This window comes from Nonomuraea antri, assembly GCF_013283785.1.
Taxonomy (GTDB): Bacteria; Actinomycetota; Actinomycetes; order Streptosporangiales; family Streptosporangiaceae; genus Nonomuraea; species Nonomuraea antri.
Genome location: NZ_JABCPZ010000248.1, coordinates 1 through 15,260 on the forward strand (window position 1 = coordinate 1; position 15,260 = coordinate 15,260).

The window sequence follows — 15,260 nt, forward strand, 5'->3', positions numbered from 1 at the left end:
GGGCCGGGCTTCCCCGCGATCGCGTCGGGCAGGACCTCGCCCAGCTCGCGGGCCAGGGTCTCGGCGAACGCCGCGCCGCTGTCGTGGCCCTTCTCCCGCACGTCGCGCACGCAGGCCCGCAGCGTCTTGCTGAACTGCCCGTAGTGGGCGAGCTTGGGCCGTTCCGCGCCGCGCAACGCCGCGCGGATGACCTCCAGGTACGCCTTCAGCTCCGCCGGCCCGATCGCCGGCCCCGCCTCCTCCTCGTCGACCGGCAGCGCGCAGGGCTTGACCGCCGAGTAGGCGGCCTCGACCACGGGCGCGTAGCCGCCGCAGGAGAACAGCTCCTGCTGCGCCGTCACCTCGGTCATCCGCTCGATGAACGCCCTGGACTCCGCCTTCAGCCCGGACCTGGCCGCGATCGCCAGGTTCGACCCGCCGAGCGCCGCCCCGGGCAGCGCGGAGACCTCGACGTCCACGCCCGCGGCGGCCAGCTTGAACCGCGCGTACGGCCAGTGCCGCAGGTAGGTGCCCTCGCCGGCGACGAACGCCGACAACGACTCCTGCTCCTTCAACTGCCCCTCGGTGTACCTGTCGCTCTGGGACGCCTGCCACCAGGCGGCCAGCGACTGCCTGGCCGCCCGGTCGATGGCCGGCTCGCCGTCGCGCACCAGCCGGCCGCCGCCCGCCGCGGCCGCCTCCAGCAGGTGCACCGTGCCGCCCTCGTAGTCGGCGGTCTGGGCCACCAGCGACCGCGGCGCCGCCCGCTGCCACAGCTCGGCCCAGCCGGCCGGGCGCGCCGCGCCTGGACGGCGGAACAGCAGGCCGACATCGGTGGCGAAGGGCAGCGCGTACTGGGTGCCCTCCCACTCCCCGGTGGCCAGCGCGGCCGGCACGAACCGGCCGGGGCCGACCTCGCCGAGGTCCTCGAGCAGCCCGGCCGCGGCGAACTCCGGTGTCACGGCCACGTCGAGCACCACCACGTCGTAGCGCGGGCACTGGTCGCCCTGCAGGGCCGCCAGCATCTCGCTGGTCGCCTCGTCCGCGGTCGGCGACAGCTCGACGACGTCCACGTCCTTCTGCCCCGGGTCGTTCTCGGCGTTCCATCGCTCGAACAGGGCCCGGCGGTAGCCGCCGACGCTGACGTCGCGGCCCGCGGCCACCTGGATCCGCTCGTGCTCGGGGCAGACCGGCGGCGTGCCGGTGCCGGGGAGGGCGATCAGCCGGTAGAACGTGAGCACCGCGGCCAGCGTGAAGCCGAACCCGGCCGCCAGCCGATGGATGCGGGGCCGGGGCTTCACCTGTCGTCCTCCCAGATCCGAGCCAGGACGGCGTCGGCCGTGCGCTCGGTGGCCTCGTCCAGCTTCGTGCAGGTGATCAGGTCGGCCCGGTCGAGCTCCTTGAGATGGGCGGCCGTGCAGTCCTGGTCGCCGGCCAGCACGAGCTCCACCTCGGTGTCGCTCTCCTTGAGCAGCTCGTCCAGGTAGTCGGCGTCGGACCGGGTGACGGGCAGCCTGGTGCCGTCGGTGACGACCACCACCGTCCGGTTCGGCCGGATCGCCGCGTCGAGCTCGGTCTCGGCGAGCGCGACCACGTCGGGCAGGGGCACGTCGCCCTTGGACCCGGTGATCGGCAGGCCCAGCCTGGCGACGGCGGCCTCCGGCGTGTCGCGGTCGGGCGCGGGGGTGGGCCTGCGCAGCTTGCCCTGTCCGTAGGCCGGAGCCACCGAGAACACCCGCAGCCTGACCTGGTCGATCTCCCCGTGCAGCCGCCTGAGCAGGGCCTTGCCGAAGCCGGCGGCGAGCACCGACGGGCTCTGGCCGTCGGCTCGCGGCACGTCCATGCTCAGCGAGTTGTCGACGGCCAGCAGCAGGTCGCCCGGCGGGTGCTGCTTGCGCACCGCCTCCAGCTCGGCGGCCAGCGCGGGCGCGCGTTTCTCGTCGAGCACGGCCGCGCCGCTGTCGACGGGCAGCGAGGGCTCGGTGAACGTGCCCGCGCCCGCGGTGTCCCTGAAACCGTTGGCCGGGGCCCAGGTGCCGGCCAGCCAGCGCTGGAACCGCTGCGCCCAGTAGGCGCGTTCGTCCTGGTGGTCGGGCCATTTGACGTACACGAGCCGGTACTGCAGCAGCGGCGCGCCCGGCAGCAGGTACGGCGTGAGGTTCTTGCCGCTCTGCCTGGCCGCGCACGGCCCGAACGCCTGACGCCGGTTGAACGCGTACACCAGGTATTCCGGCACCAGCATCGGCCTGGTCTCGACGTCGAGCTGCTGCCGGCCGCCGGCGGGCCGCCCCAGCCAGCACAGCAGCGCGGCGGCGTCGCGCGTGGGCACGCCCTGCGGGGTCAGCGCCGCCTCGCCGAACCTGCCGCGCAGCGCCGAGGTGGCGGCCAGCGCCGTCTCCGACAGGTCCGCCCTGGCCCGCACCAGGCGGGCGGCCACCAGCTTGTCCAGCGGAGCGACGGGGCCGTCTCCGGCGAAGTTCGGCTGCTGCTTGGGCGGGACGGCGACGGCCAGCGCCGACGTGGCGAACGCCCCGAAGTCGGTCAGCGTGACCTTGGGGCTCTTGTGCGCGGCCCGGTCGGCGGCGAGCCGCACCGCCGCCGGACTGGCCGCGATCCACAGGTCGGGCCGCATCCCGATCATCGTGCTGTAGGCGGCGGGCCCGCCGTCGGACCAATCGCGCTCGAACCCGGCCAGGAACTCCTTCAGCGGCGGCGCGGCCGCGGCCGAGACCCGTACCCGGGGGCAGCCGCGCAGGTCCGTGGTGCTCCGCGCGAACTCGGTGCCCGCCCTGGCGAACGTCGCGACGCCTTCGGGCGCGGTGACCAGCCTGAGCTCCAGCGCCGCCCGGCACGGCGCGCCGATCAGGGTGCCGACGCCGCCTTGAACCGCCATCGCGGTCCAGGCCAGCACCAGCACCAGCGCCACCCCGGGCACCGCGCCCGCCGCCGCGGCCATCAGCGCCACCGCCAGTCCCTTGACCAGCGCGACGAGCCGGGTGAGCTGCCGGTCGATCCACGTCCAGACCGTGCGCAGCGGGCCGGGGCCGCTCGGCGCGGGCCTGGTGCGCACCAGGTAGGCGATCACGCTGGCCAGCAGCGCCAGGCCCAGGATCCAGGCCATCGCGGCGCTCTGGGTGAGCAGGTACGCGGCCAGCGCCGACGTGAAGGCCCCGATGAACAGGAGGAGTATCGTGGCCCAGCCTTTCGGCTCAGTCGGTTCCTCGTCTGCCATGGCCTCATCCGCTGACGTCGGAAAGGGTTGCGGTGCTGCGAATTTTAATCCGCCGTCCACGACCTCACCACGAGTTCACCCGGCCGGGGTCACCGGACTGCCCTACCGTTGTGAATCGGTAATCAGCCGTGTCGTGCGCATGAAGATCCTCGCGGTTAGGGTTGGTGTGCGACACTTCTGGAATAAATGGACGATTCAGGGTCGGGCGAGGCGCCACCTGGCGAGGACACGACTGGGTAATGCACCCTAAGGAACCGGGGAAACCTCAGGAACCGGAAGAAAGTAAACCCTCTGGGAAGGCCGCGCGTCCCACAGATGTGACCACCGAAACCCTTCTGGCCGACAGGTCCGTGGGGGCGGTGCCGGTCGGGTGGGACGCCGACATGGCCGTGACCGCGCTGTACAGCGCGCACTTTCGGTCATTGGTGCGTCTCGCTGTGTTGCTGGTGCGCGACATAGCAACCGCGGAGGAAGTCGTGCAGGATGCGTTCGTCGCCATCCACGGCGCCTGGCGTAGACTGCGCGACCCCGACAAAGCACTCGCCTACCTGCGTCAATCTGTCGTCAACCGGTCCCGTTCCGTGCTGCGTCACCGCGCGGTCGTCGAGAAGTACGCGCCCAAGGGCCTGCCCGATGCCCCGAGTGCCGAGAACGGCGCCATCGGGGAACTGGAACGCTCCGCTGTGATCGAGGCGTTACGGGCCCTGCCGACACGTCAGAGAGAAGCACTGGTTCTGCGTTACTACGGTGATCTGTCCGAGGCTGAGATCGCCCACGCCATGGGCATCAGCAAGGGCGCGGTCAAGAGCCACACGGCACGTGGCATGGCCGCCTTGCGATCCGTCCTGGAGAAAATGTCATGACCCAGCCCCCCGACGAGCACGGCGACGTCCTGCGCCGTGCGCTCCACGCGGAGGCGGACGCGGTCGTGCCCTCGCCGGAGAGCCTGCAGATCATCCGCGCCCGCATCGAGCGGCGCGGCGTGCGCTCGCTGTTCTGGTGGCGCGCCGGTGCCGCGGCCGCCAGCGCCGTGCTGGTGGCGGGCACCATCGTGATGGTCGTGCCCGAACTGCGGGCCCGGGTCATCGATCCGCAGGGCATCGATCACATCAAGGAGACGTCGCCGCTGCCGTCCGCGACCTCGACCAGCCGGCCGAAGCCGACCTCGCAGCCGCCCAGGCCGACGCAGCCGGAGCCCGCGGTTCCGCCGGTCACCACCGAGGCGCCCAGGAAGAGCGGCAACGCGCATTCGACCAGCCGGCCGTCCACGCCGGTCGCGTCGCCGACGCCGACCTCGTGCCCGACGCCGGTCGGCGATCAGGTGGAGTCGAGCGAGTGCCCCACCGAGGCGGAGACGCCCACGCCCACGGCTACGCCGTCGGAGTCGCTCTCGCCGTCCGGCACCTGCCCGCCCGAGGAGTGCCCGCCCGACGACATGCCGCAGCCGTCGGACGCGGCCAGCCCGCTCGTCGGCGACCCCCGCACGACCCCCTGACCGGAAAGAAGAGCGGCTTCACCAGCGGCCGGTGCGGCTGAGCAGCACCGACGCCGCCGCCACCCCTGCCGTCGAGGTACGCAGCACGGTGGCGCCGAGCAGCACCGGCACGGCCTTGGCCGCACGGAACCCGGCCAGTTCCGCCTCGGCCACGCCGCCTTCCGGGCCCACCACCATCACGATGTCGCCGCCGGGCGGCAGCGCCACGCCCGACAGCGGCTCGTCGGCCTCCTCGTGCAGGACCAGGCCCAGCGCCGCGCTCGACAGCAGCGACTCGACCTGCGCGGTCGAGGCGAGCTCGGCCACCTCGGGCAGGTGGAACCTGCGGGCCTGCTTGCCCGCCTCGCGCGCGGTGGCACGCCAGCGGCCCAGCGCCTTGGCGACCTTGTCGCCCTTCCACTGGGTGATGCTGCGCGCGGCCGCCCACGGGACGATCACGTCGACGCCGACCTCGGTCATCATCTCGACCGCCAGCTCGCCCCTGTCGCCCTTGGGCAGCCCCTGGACCACGACCAGCCGCGGCCTGGGCGCCTCGACCTCGCGGCGGGCCAGCACGTCGAGCCTGAGTGAGTCTTTCAGCGCCTCGCGCACCACGCACTCGGCGACCCGGCCGGCCCCGTCGGTGAGGTCGACCCGCTCCCCCGCGCGCAGCCGGCGCACCGCCGCCGCGTGACGGCCCTCGGGGCCGCCCAGCACCAGCTCAGGGCCGTCGAGCTCGTCGCTGATGAAGACGGGGACGCTCATCGCCCGTTGAAGGCGTCACGCAGCCGGGAGAAGAACCCCTGCTGGCCGGGCGCGAACTTGCCCGGCGGACGCTCCTCGCCGCGCAGCTTGGCCAGCTCGCGCAGCAGTTCCTCCTGTGCCGGGTCGAGCCGCAGCGGCGTCTCCACGTTGACGTGGATCAGCAGGTCGCCCCGGCCGGACTCGTTGAGCCGCTGCACGCCGCGCCCGTACATGGTGATGACCTGGCCGGACTGGGTGCCGGGGCGGACGTCGACCTCCTCGGAGCCGTCGAGCGTCTCCACGGCCAGCACGGTGCCCAGGGCCGCCGCCGTCATCGGGATCTGCACCGTGCAGTGCAGGTCGTCGCCGCGCCGCTCGAAGATCTCGTGCGGCCGCTCGACGATCTCCAGGAACAGGTCTCCGGGCGGGCCGCCGCCGGGGCCGACCTCGCCCTCGCCGGCGAGCTGGATGTGGGTGCCGTCCTCGACGCCCGCCGGGATGCGGACCTTGATCGTACGGCGGGTGCGCACCCGGCCGTCGCCCGAGCACTCCTGGCAGGGGTGGCGGATGATGCTGCCGAAGCCGCCGCACTGCGGGCACGGGCGCGAGGTCATGACCTGGCCCAGGAACGACCGGGTGACCTGCGAGATCTCGCCGCGCCCGTTGCACATGTCACAGGTGTCGGGGTGCGTGCCGGGCGCGGCGCCGGCGCCGTGGCAGACCTCGCACAGGACCGCGGTGTCGACGACCAGCTCGCGCGTGGTGCCGAACGCGGTCTCACGCAGGTCGAGCTCGACCCTGATGGTGGCGTTGCGGCCCCTGCGCGCACGCGAGCGCGGGCCACGCGAGCCGCCGGCCGTGCCGAAGAAGGCGTCCATGATGTCGCTGAACGGGAACCCGGCGCCGAAGCCGCCGGCGCCCGCACCCGCGCCGGCCCCGCCGAAGGGGTCGCCGCCGAGGTCGTACATCTGGCGCTTGTTCGGATCGGACAGCACCTCGTAGGCCTGCGTGATCTCCTTGAACCGCTCCTGGGTCTCAGGATCGGGGTTCACGTCGGGGTGCAGCTCGCGGGCGAGACGGCGGTAGGCCTTCTTGATCTCGTCCTGACTGGCGTCACGGCGCACCCCGAGGGTGGCGTAGTAGTCGCTGTTTGCCACTTATCGACCTCTTATGATGCAGCCAGGATCTGGCTGACGTAGCGTGCCACCGCGCGCACGGCGCCCATCGTCACCGGGTAGTCCATCCTCGTGGGCCCCAGCACGCCGAGCCGGGCCAGTTGGTTGTCGCCAGAACCGTATCCGGTCGTGACGATGGACGTACCTCGAAGATAGGGGTTTTCCGAGCCGATGCGTACGGTGAGCGCGGACGGGGTGTCTGTCGTTGTCTCGCCGAGCAGCCGCATGAGCACGACCTGCTCCTCCAGCGCTTCGAGCACGTCGCGCAGGCCGGTGGAGAAGTCGGCGCCGGCCAGGTTCGCCGCCCCGGCGAAGACGATCTTCTCGTCGTGCCGTTCGACGAGTGTTTCGAGCAGCACCGACAAGATCGTCGCCACCGCCGGGCGGTCTTCCGTCGGCAGCCGCTCGGGCAGGTCGGCGACCAGGTCGGGCACGCTGCTCAGCCCGCAGCCGTCGAGGCAGGAGTTGAGCACCGCGCGCAGGTGCGCGATGCGGGTGTCCTCCACCACCTCGGGCAGCTCGATGACGCGCTGCTCGACCCGGCCGGTGTTGGTGATCAGCACGAGCATGACGCGCCGCTCGCTGAGCGGCACCAGCTCGACGTGCCTGACCGTGGACCTGGTCAGGGCCGGATACTGCACCACCGCCACCTGCCTGGTGAGCTGCGCGAGCAGCCGGACCGTGCGGGTGACCACGTCGTCGAGGTCGACCGCGCCGGCCAGGAACGTCTCGATCGCCCGCCGCTCGGCCCCGGACAGGGGCTTGACCTGCGAGAGCCGGTCGACGAACAGGCGGTAGCCCTTGTCCGTCGGCACGCGGCCCGCACTGGTGTGCGGCTGGGTGATGTAGCCCTCCTCCTCCAGCGCGGCCATGTCGTTCCTGACCGTCGCCGGGGAGACCTTGAGATTGTGGCGCTCGGCCAGCGCCTTGGAGCCCACCGGTTCGTTGGTGGACACGTAGTCTTCGACAATGGCGCGGAGCACCGCCAGCTTCCGATCGTCGAGCACGTGCTCACCTCCTGCCTACTGCCTATCAGGAAACGCCAGGTCTAGCACTCTGTGTTCCCGAGTGCCAAGTGTACGGCTCTCACCCACAAGGTGCGATAACGCCGTTGTCCATCCCGTTGCTAGCCACCTACAAGCGACAGGCCTCACACTTGCCGACATGACGGACGAATCACAGCCCCCGTCGTACGGCCAGGGTCCGTACCACGGTCAGCAACCCCAGTACGGCCAGCCGCCCCAGTACGGACAGCCGTCACAGCAGTACGGCCAGCCCCAGCAGTACGGGCAGGCGCCCCAGCAATACGACCAGCCCCAGCAATACGACCAGTACGGCCAGCCGCAGTACGGGCAGGCCCAGCAATATGACCAGTACGGACAGCCGCAGCCGCAGTACGGCGCGCCCCAGTACTCGGCCCCGGCCACCCCGCCGAAGATCAAGCCGAGCCTGTGGTGGGTCGCCCTGGGCTGGGTGATCTTCGTGCTCAGCATCGGCGGCGGCATCCTGGTCGCCGGCGTCGGCGCGGTCAACACCGTGACCGGCCTGGCGCCGACCAAGCCGTTCGCGTCCGGCGAAACGGTGAGCGTGTCGATCGACCCCGAGGAGCAGCCGGCCATCTACATCTCCACCGGCAAGGCGCTCAACTACGAGTGCAACATCGCCGGGGGCGACGGCAAGGGCAGGCTCGTGCAGTCGGCGTCCAAGCAGACCGTCACCGACGGCTCGCGCACCTGGCAGATGATCCTCAAGATCAACGCCACCAAGGGCGACTACCAGGTCACCTGCAAGTCCGACGAGCCCGGCGCCGAGGTCTACGGCGTGGGCCGCGAGGCCACGGCGGCGGTCAGCGGGCTCATGGGCAGCGTCGCGGCGTTCTTCCTGATCCCCACCGCCGGGTTCCTGTTCGCGCTGATCCTGAACATCGTCATCGTGATCCGCCGCAGCAGCGCACGTAAGCGCCTTGCGGTCGGCGGGTGATTTGCTACGGTCCCCGTGTGTACGAGGGTGACGTTCTGGCGGGGAATTGGCGGCGGCCGGGCAAGGGCACGATCCCGAAGGTGCCCGCCGAACCCGATCTGGTCGTGGAAGACGCCGACAGCGGCTTCTGCGGCGCGGTCGTGGCCTGCGACAAGGAAGCCGTCACCCTCGAGGACCGCTTCGGCAAGCGCCGGCTGTTCCCGCTGGCGCCTGCCGCTTTCCTGCTGGACGGCAAGCCGGTCACCCTGGTACGCCCCACCACGGCCGTCCCCGCCGGGCCCAGGCGCAGCGCCTCGGGCTCGATCGCGGTGGACGGGCTGCGGGCGCGGGTGGCCAGGGCCAGCCGCATCTACGTGGAAGGCGTGCACGACGCCGCGCTCGTGGAGAAGATCTGGGGTCACGACCTGCGGGTGGAAGGCGTCGTCGTCGAATACCTCGAAGGCGTGGACGACCTGCCCGACATCGTCGCCGAGTTCGCGCCCGAGCCGGGGCGCAGGCTCGGGGTGCTGGTCGACCACCTGGTGCCCGGCTCCAAGGAGAGCCGGATCGCGGCCCGGATCACCTCGCCGGACGTGCTGATCGTCGGGCACCCCTTCGTGGACATCTGGCAGGCGGTCAAGCCGTCGGCGCTGCGCATCCCGTCCTGGCCGGACGTGCCGCGCGGGGTGCCGTGGAAGGAAGGCGTGATCGCCGCCCTGGGCTGGCGCGGGGAACCCGCGGACGCCTGGCGGCGCATTCTCGGCGCCGTCTCGACTTATTCCGACCTGGAGCCGGAGTTGCTCGGCCGGGTCGAGGAACTTATCGACTTCGTAACGGAGACACCATGAGCCAGAACCCCCCGCCGGACGGCGACGCGACCCGGTACGTGCCGCCGTCCCAGGAGAACCAGCCCGGGTACGGGTACGGGCAGCAGCCCGGGTCCCAGCCCGACTATGGGTACGGGCAGCAGCCCGGGTCCCAGCCCGGCTACGGGTCGGGCCAGCAGCCCGGCTACGGGTCAGGACAGCAACCTGGCTACGGGTCCGATCAGCAGCCTGGTTACGGGCAGCAGCCGCCGTCCTACGGCGGGCAGCCCGGCTACGGGCAGCAGCCTCAGTACGGACAGCCGCAGTACGGGCAGCCTGAATACGGGCAGCAGCCTGGATACGGCCAGCAGCCCGCATACGGGCAAGCCGGTTACGACCAGGCGGGTTACGGCCAGCCTGGATACGGACAGCCTGGATACGGGCAGCCTGGTTACGGGCAGCAGCCGCCCTCCTACGGCGCACAGCCTGGATACGGGGCCGCCGCCGGCTACTCCCAGGAGCCGTACGTGCCCGGCCGGTTCGGCCCGCGTCCCGGCAGTGACGACACCACGATGGCGATGCTCTCGCACCTGCTCGGTCTGCTGGTGTCCTGGATCGGCCCGCTGATCATCTACTTGATGAAGAAGCAGGAGGCCCCCTACGTCCGCGACCAGGCAGCCGAGGCGCTCAACTTCCAGATCACCATGTTCATCGGCTACTTCATCGCCATGATCCTGGCCTTCGTGCTGATCGGCTTCCTGCTGCTGCCGGTGATCTGGCTGGTGTCGCTGATCTTCCACATCCAGGCCGCGATCGCCACGAACCGGGGCGAGAACTACCGCTACCCGTTCGCGCTCCGCCTGATCTCCTAGGAATTCCCGCCGGCCCGCGCTAGACCAGCAGATCTCTGATCAGCGCGTCGGCCAGCAGCCGGCCCTTCAAGGTCAGCACCATCGTGCCCGACTTGAACGCCTCCGTCTCGAGCAGCCCTCCGGCCAGCGCGGCGGCGACCGCCGTACGCGCGGCCGGGGCCACCTCGGCCAACGGATAGCCGGTCACCAGCCGCAGTTCCAGCATCAGCCGTTCGGCCGCGCGGTCGTCGTCGGACAGCACCTCGCGCGCGTGCGCGGGTGAGGCGCCGGCCGCGAGCCGCTGGGCGTAGGCGGCCGGGTGCTTGACGTTCCACCACCGGGTGCCGCCCACGTGGCTGTGCGCGCCAGGCCCGGCGGCCCACCAGTCGCCGCCGGTCCAGTACAGCAGGTTGTGCCGGCACCGCGCCTGCTCGGACGTCGCCCAGTTCGACACCTCGTACCAGTGGAAACCGGCCTCGGCCAGCATCGCGTCGGCGATCAGGTAGCGGTCGGCGGCGACGTCGTCGTCCGGCATCGGCAGCTCGCCGCGCCTGATCCTGGCCGCCAGCCTGGTGCCCTCCTCCACGATCAGCGAGTACGCCGACACGTGGTCGGGCTCGGCCTCGATCGCCGCGGCCAGGGACGCCCGCCAGTCGTCGTCGCTCTCGCCCGGCGTGCTGTAGATCAGGTCCAGGTTCACGTGCTCGAACCCGGCCGCCCGCGCCTCCTTCACGGCCTGCGCGGCCCTGCCCGGTGTGTGGTGGCGGTCGAGCACCCGCAGTACGTGCTCGCGGGCGCTCTGCATGCCGAAACTGACCCGGTTAAAGCCGCCGGCGCGCAGTTCGTCCAGGTAGGCGGGGTCGACGGACTCCGGATTGGCCTCGGTGGTCACCTCGGCGCCCGGCCGCAGCCCGAACTCCGCGTCGATCGCGGCCAGAATCCTGCCCAGGTCGGCGGCGGGCAGCAGGGTGGGCGTGCCACCGCCGAAGAACACCGTCTCCACCGGCAGCTCGGCCGCGCCGAGGACGCGGCGGGCGAGCCTGATCTCGGCCACGACGGTGTCGGCGTAGTCGCGATGCGAGGCGCCTGGGCCCAGCTCGGCGGCGGTGTAGGTGTTGAAGTCGCAGTAGCCGCAGCGGGTCACGCAGAACGGCACGTGCACGTAGAACCCGAACGGACGCTCTCCTAGCCGGCTCAGCGCGCTCGCGGGCAGCTCGCCGGAGGTGGGTACGGGATCGCCGTCAGGCAGGGTGGATGGCACGTCTTCCAGTTTGCCGGTGTCACGAGGGTGCTCAGATCGGCGGGACACCCGAAAGCCCGCGCACTCCCCGGACGACCTCCTGGACGTCCACCCCGAACGACCTCCCAAACAAACCTCCCCGGAGAGACACCTCCAGAACAGTCATCCGAACAGACCCCCTGGACGAACCTCGCGGAGGCACCTCCCCGACGGACCCTCAACGGACCCACGAACCGGACCTCCGGAGGAACCCCTCGAACGGACCCCATGGACCTCACCGAGGCCCCCGAACGGACCCACGGACCTCACGGAGGCCCCCCGAACGGACCCCCGGCGTGACCTCCCGAACGGGCCTCACGGAGGGTCACCCGACGGACCTCGCGGAGGGGACCTCCTGGACGGTCACTCCAGACGATCTCCCGAACGAACCTCGCGGGCAGGAACCTGAACCTCCCGGGGGACCTCCCGAAGGGGACCTCCCGAAGGGGACCTGCCGCACAGGAACTCACAGACAGGAACCTCACAGAGGGGACCGGTCGCCGGATCGTTGACGGCCATGGGCCGCAGCCCTACGATCGCGTCAACTTATAGGAAAGTTTCTTATAAGTTCGCCCCCCAGGAGACACTCGGTGAAGAAGAAGATCCTCTTCGCACTGTCGCTCTTACTCGGCATCACGGCGGTCTCCGTGCCCGCCGAAGCGCACACCAAGTACAAACGGGTCGCCTACTTCATCCAGTGGGGTGTCTACGGGCGCAACTACCACGTCAAGGACATCGACGTGACGGGCGCCGCCGCCAAACTCACCCACCTGAACTACGCGTTCGGCTTCGTGAACGCCGAAGGCACCTGCTACTCGTCCGACCCGTGGGCGGACTGGCAGCGTCCGGTGCCGGCCGAGCAGAGCGTGGACGGCGTCGCCGACGCCCCCGGTCAGGCGCTCAACGGCAACCTCAACCAGTTGCTCAAGCTCAAGGCCAAGCACCCGCACCTCAAGACGCTGATCTCGCTGGGCGGCTGGACCGGCTCGCGCTGGTTCTCCGACGCCGTGCTCACCCCCGAGGGCCGTACCAAGCTCGCGCAGTCGTGCGTCGACCTGTGGCTGCGCGGCAACCTGCCCGGGCTGGAGCCGGGCGCGGCCGCAGGGGTCTTCGACGGCATCGACCTCGACTGGGAGTGGCCGGGCTCCTCCGGCCACCCGGACAACGTGTTCAGGCCCGAGGACAAGCGGAACTTCACGCTGTTCGTCGAGGAACTGCGCGCGCAGATGCGCTCCTACGCCTCCGGTTCCCTGCTGTCGGCCTTCCTGCCCGCCGCCACCGCCAAGATCGACGCCGGCTTCGAGGTGCGCCGCGTCTTCCGCGCGCTCGACTTCGCCACCATCCAGGGGTACGACCTGCGCGGCTCCTGGGAGCTCCAGACCGGCCACAACGGCAACCTGCTGACGGACCGCCGGGACCCGAACCCGGTTCGCTACAGCGTCGACCAGACCGTCCGCGACTACCTGTCGCGCGGCGCGCCCGCCCGCAAGATCGTCGTGGGCGTGCCCGCGTACGGACAGGGCTGGACCGGCGTGAAGGGCGGCGGCGACGGCCTCTACAAGCCCGCCGACGGCCCCGCACCGGGCAAGTGGGGCGCGGGCACCGAGGACTACAAGGACCTGGTCACCAAGCCCGGCAAGCGCTACCGCGACTTCCGCACCGGAACGATGTGGCTGTACGACGGCAACGAGTTCTGGTCGTACGACGACCCGGCGGTGCTGATGCAGAAGGCGGCCTACATCCGGCTGAAGGGGCTGGGCGGGTCCATGATGTGGTCCATCGACCAGGACGACGCCAAGGCCTCCCTCACCACCGCCCTCTACAACGTCCTGCGCTGACCACCGTCCGCCAGGACCTCCCGCACTGACCCTCCGTCCGCTACGACCTCCCCGCTGGCCACTGCCCCTCCGTCCCGGCGCCGGACCTCTCCACCGACCCACACCCTCCGGCGCCGGGCCGGCCTCCCCATACGGGAACACGCAGCACCAGCGGGGCCGGCCGCTCAACCGCCGCGGTGGCACGTTCAGCCACCGCGGCGCCCCACACACCCGCCACGGCGACCACCACAATCACCACAGCAACCTGCACAGCCACCGCAGCAAGCGACACAGCGCCCGCAGGCAGGCAGACGTCCGGCGTCCCGCATCCGGTACGGCCGCCACCCCAATGCGGCGGGTTCAGGCTCCGTGGTGACCGTTCAACTGGGACTCCCCATCGAAGTCCACAAGCTGTAACAACGTCTCCAGCGCCGCCTGGCGCGTCTCCTCCACCGAGTCGCCGCGTTCGCCGAAACACTCGGCCGCCAGGTCGAGCAGCGCCGTCACCACCGCCGCGTCGGGATACGGGACGTCGACCAGCACCGTGCCGTCCTCCCCCGGCAGTGTCGGGCCCGCATGAGACCTCAGCAACCGCCGGGCCTCCTCCGCCACAGCGACCCCCAGCACGGCGGCACGCTCGAATCGCTCAGAAGCAATCACGCTACCCTCCAGTCGCACAAGTGTTCGGAGACGAACGTAGCGAGCGCCACCGACAGAATCCCCGGCGCCGTCGGGACTCCCGCGCGATCGGCAGGCTCAATAGCTAGGCTCGAACGGTGTACGAGCGCATCGTCGACATCGACGACCTCACCATCGAGCTGGGCGGCAACCCCGTGCTCCGCGGGTTCCGGCTGACCGTGTCCCCCGGCGAGATCGTCGCGGTGGTGGGCGAGAACGGTTCGGGCAAGTCCACTCTGCTGCGCTGCCTGGCCGGGCTGCTGCCGATCACCTCGGGCCGGGTGCACGTCTTCGGCGAGCCGCCCGCCGACGACGCCTCGTTCTGGCAGCGGGTGGCACTGCTCGGCGACGAGCCGGCCTGGTATCCCGGGCTCACGGCACGCGAGCACCTGGAGCTGATGACCGCCGTACACGCCGCTCCGCGCCTGTCCGTGGAGACCGCGCTCGAGGTGTTCGCGCTGGTCGAACGCGCCGACGCGCCGCCGATGAACCTCTCGACCGGTCAACGTCAACGGCTGTCCCTGGCCGCGACGCTGCTCCGGCCGAGCCGCCTGCTGCTGCTCGACGAGCCCGAACGCGGCCTGGACGCCGGTTTCCGCGAGAGGCTGGCGGAGTTGCTGGCCACGTACGCGGACGAGGGCGGCACCGTCATCATGGCCACCCACGACCAGGGCCTGGCCACCCACGCCCGCCAGGTCTCCCCCCAGGGAGCGGCCGCATGAGCCGAGGGCCGGACGCGAGCGACGCCGAAGCGAACGAGTACTCCCACCGAGAACCCAGCGCGCATGGCGCAGGCGAACAGCCCGCCGCACCTGCGGCACCCGCCCCCGGAGCCGGCGGGCACGAATCCAGCGAACCCGAAACCGACGGACCCACCGCCAGCGAACCCGAAACCGACAGGCCCAGAACCGACGGACCCGAAGGCGGCGGACCCGAGGCCGACAGCCCCGGTACCGATGGACCCGAAGGCAGCGGACTCGGGGCCGCCGGGCTTGGGGCTGCCGGGCTTGGGGCTGCCGGGCGCGGAGCTGCCGGGTCCGGGGCTGCCGGGTCCGGGGCTGCCGGGTCCGCGGCTGCCGGGTCCGGGGCCGTTGGGTCGGGTGACATTCGGGAGGTGCGGGGATTCATCAAGGCGCGTGGAAGGGCGCCGATGAGCCTGCTCGACCGCTACGTCGCCGTCTTCGGACTGGCGATGGCCGCAGCCGTGTTCGGACGCCCGCTCTTCGGAGTCGTCGCCGAGCTGGGCGGGGTGGTGGCGGCCGAGCG

14 protein-coding genes are annotated in these 15,260 nt (G+C 71.3%); 7 read left to right on the forward strand and 7 right to left on the reverse strand.

Features of this window, described 5'->3' with window-relative positions:
• Positions 1 to 1,280 (reverse strand): extracellular solute-binding protein (locus HII36_RS46245; protein WP_173529731.1); only part of this gene is annotated, 1,280 nt, incomplete at its 3' end.
• Complete coding sequence (locus tag HII36_RS46250; protein ID WP_173529732.1) at positions 1,277 to 3,211, reverse strand: VWA domain-containing protein; 1,935 nt, start codon at positions 3,209 to 3,211, stop codon at positions 1,277 to 1,279. The genes HII36_RS46245 and HII36_RS46250, both read right to left, overlap by 4 nt.
• A 383-nt stretch (positions 3,212 to 3,594) precedes the next feature.
• Here HII36_RS46250 and HII36_RS46255 point away from each other — a divergent pair, with 383 nt between their 5' ends.
• Both HII36_RS46255 and HII36_RS46260 read left to right on the forward strand, forming a co-directional pair.
• Positions 3,595 to 4,074 (forward strand): SigE family RNA polymerase sigma factor, encoded by a 480-nt coding sequence (locus HII36_RS46255; protein ID WP_101783532.1) that lies wholly within the window; start codon positions 3,595 to 3,597, stop codon positions 4,072 to 4,074.
• On the forward strand, positions 4,071 to 4,706 hold the full coding sequence (locus HII36_RS46260) for a hypothetical protein (protein WP_173529733.1): 636 nt from the start codon (positions 4,071 to 4,073) through the stop codon (positions 4,704 to 4,706). The genes HII36_RS46255 and HII36_RS46260 overlap by 4 nt, the downstream gene beginning before the upstream one ends.
• A gap of 18 nt (positions 4,707 to 4,724) precedes the next feature.
• Here HII36_RS46260 and HII36_RS46265 read toward each other — a convergent pair whose 3' ends face one another.
• The 3 genes from HII36_RS46265 to hrcA are packed head-to-tail and all read right to left on the reverse strand — an operon-like array spanning position 4,725 to position 7,611.
• Positions 4,725 to 5,450, reverse strand: a complete 726-nt coding sequence (locus HII36_RS46265) for a 16S rRNA (uracil(1498)-N(3))-methyltransferase (RefSeq protein WP_173529734.1) — start codon at positions 5,448 to 5,450, stop codon at positions 4,725 to 4,727.
• Positions 5,447 to 6,586 (reverse strand): molecular chaperone DnaJ, encoded by a 1,140-nt coding sequence (gene dnaJ, locus HII36_RS46270; protein WP_173529735.1) that lies wholly within the window; start codon positions 6,584 to 6,586, stop codon positions 5,447 to 5,449. Before dnaJ ends, HII36_RS46265 begins: the two co-directional genes overlap by 4 nt.
• Positions 6,587 to 6,597: 11 nt before the next feature.
• The gene (gene hrcA, locus HII36_RS46275; protein ID WP_173529736.1) at positions 6,598 to 7,611 is read right to left on the reverse strand and encodes a heat-inducible transcriptional repressor HrcA; all 1,014 of its coding nucleotides are present in this window, start codon (positions 7,609 to 7,611) and stop codon (positions 6,598 to 6,600) included.
• 157 nt (positions 7,612 to 7,768) lie between these two features.
• On the opposite strand from hrcA, the gene HII36_RS56140 reads away from it, so the two are divergent.
• From HII36_RS56140 to HII36_RS46290, 3 genes are read left to right on the forward strand one after another with little or no spacing between them, the layout of a single operon-like run.
• A complete protein-coding gene (locus tag HII36_RS56140) occupies positions 7,769 to 8,584 on the forward strand; it encodes a hypothetical protein (protein ID WP_217370802.1) in 816 nt (271 codons plus the stop codon).
• A gap of 17 nt (positions 8,585 to 8,601) precedes the next feature.
• Positions 8,602 to 9,411, forward strand: coding sequence for a DUF3097 domain-containing protein (locus tag HII36_RS46285; RefSeq protein ID WP_173529737.1), 810 nt, complete (start codon positions 8,602 to 8,604; stop codon positions 9,409 to 9,411).
• Entirely contained in the window at positions 9,408 to 10,241 is an 834-nt protein-coding gene (locus HII36_RS46290; RefSeq protein ID WP_173529738.1) for a DUF4870 domain-containing protein, read from the forward strand. Before HII36_RS46285 ends, HII36_RS46290 begins: the two co-directional genes overlap by 4 nt.
• Before the next feature lie 19 nt (positions 10,242 to 10,260).
• On the opposite strand, the gene hemW is transcribed toward HII36_RS46290, so the two are convergent.
• Positions 10,261 to 11,481 carry a radical SAM family heme chaperone HemW gene (hemW, locus tag HII36_RS46295; protein ID WP_173529739.1) on the reverse strand — a complete coding sequence of 407 codons (1,221 nt, stop codon included), beginning with the start codon at positions 11,479 to 11,481 and terminating at the stop codon, positions 10,261 to 10,263.
• 608 nt (positions 11,482 to 12,089) lie between these two features.
• On the opposite strand from hemW, the gene HII36_RS46300 reads away from it, so the two are divergent.
• Positions 12,090 to 13,337, forward strand: a complete 1,248-nt coding sequence (locus tag HII36_RS46300; protein WP_173529740.1) for a glycoside hydrolase family 18 protein — start codon at positions 12,090 to 12,092, stop codon at positions 13,335 to 13,337.
• A gap of 339 nt (positions 13,338 to 13,676) precedes the next feature.
• Here HII36_RS46300 and HII36_RS46305 read toward each other — a convergent pair whose 3' ends face one another.
• Positions 13,677 to 13,976 (reverse strand): hypothetical protein, encoded by a 300-nt coding sequence (locus HII36_RS46305; protein ID WP_173529741.1) that lies wholly within the window; start codon positions 13,974 to 13,976, stop codon positions 13,677 to 13,679.
• Between the two features lie 116 nt (positions 13,977 to 14,092).
• Between HII36_RS46305 and ccmA the strand changes: the two genes are divergently transcribed.
• The gene (gene ccmA, locus HII36_RS46310) at positions 14,093 to 14,716 is read left to right on the forward strand and encodes a heme ABC exporter ATP-binding protein CcmA (RefSeq protein ID WP_173529742.1); all 624 of its coding nucleotides are present in this window, start codon (positions 14,093 to 14,095) and stop codon (positions 14,714 to 14,716) included.
• Positions 14,717 to 15,260: the final 544 nt, after the last annotated feature.

Coding starts and splice junctions, on each gene's coding strand:
- HII36_RS46265 (WP_173529734.1), bottom strand. CDS start 5,450: ATGAGCGTCCCCGTCTTCATCAGCGACGAGCTCGACGGCCCTGAGCTG.
- HII36_RS46250 (WP_173529732.1), bottom strand. CDS start 3,211: ATGGCAGACGAGGAACCGACTGAGCCGAAAGGCTGGGCCACGATACTC.
- HII36_RS46260 (WP_173529733.1), top strand. CDS start 4,071: ATGACCCAGCCCCCCGACGAGCACGGCGACGTCCTGCGCCGTGCGCTC.
- HII36_RS46290 (WP_173529738.1), top strand. CDS start 9,408: ATGAGCCAGAACCCCCCGCCGGACGGCGACGCGACCCGGTACGTGCCG.
- HII36_RS56140 (WP_217370802.1), top strand. CDS start 7,769: ATGACGGACGAATCACAGCCCCCGTCGTACGGCCAGGGTCCGTACCAC.
- HII36_RS46255 (WP_101783532.1), top strand. CDS start 3,595: ATGGCCGTGACCGCGCTGTACAGCGCGCACTTTCGGTCATTGGTGCGT.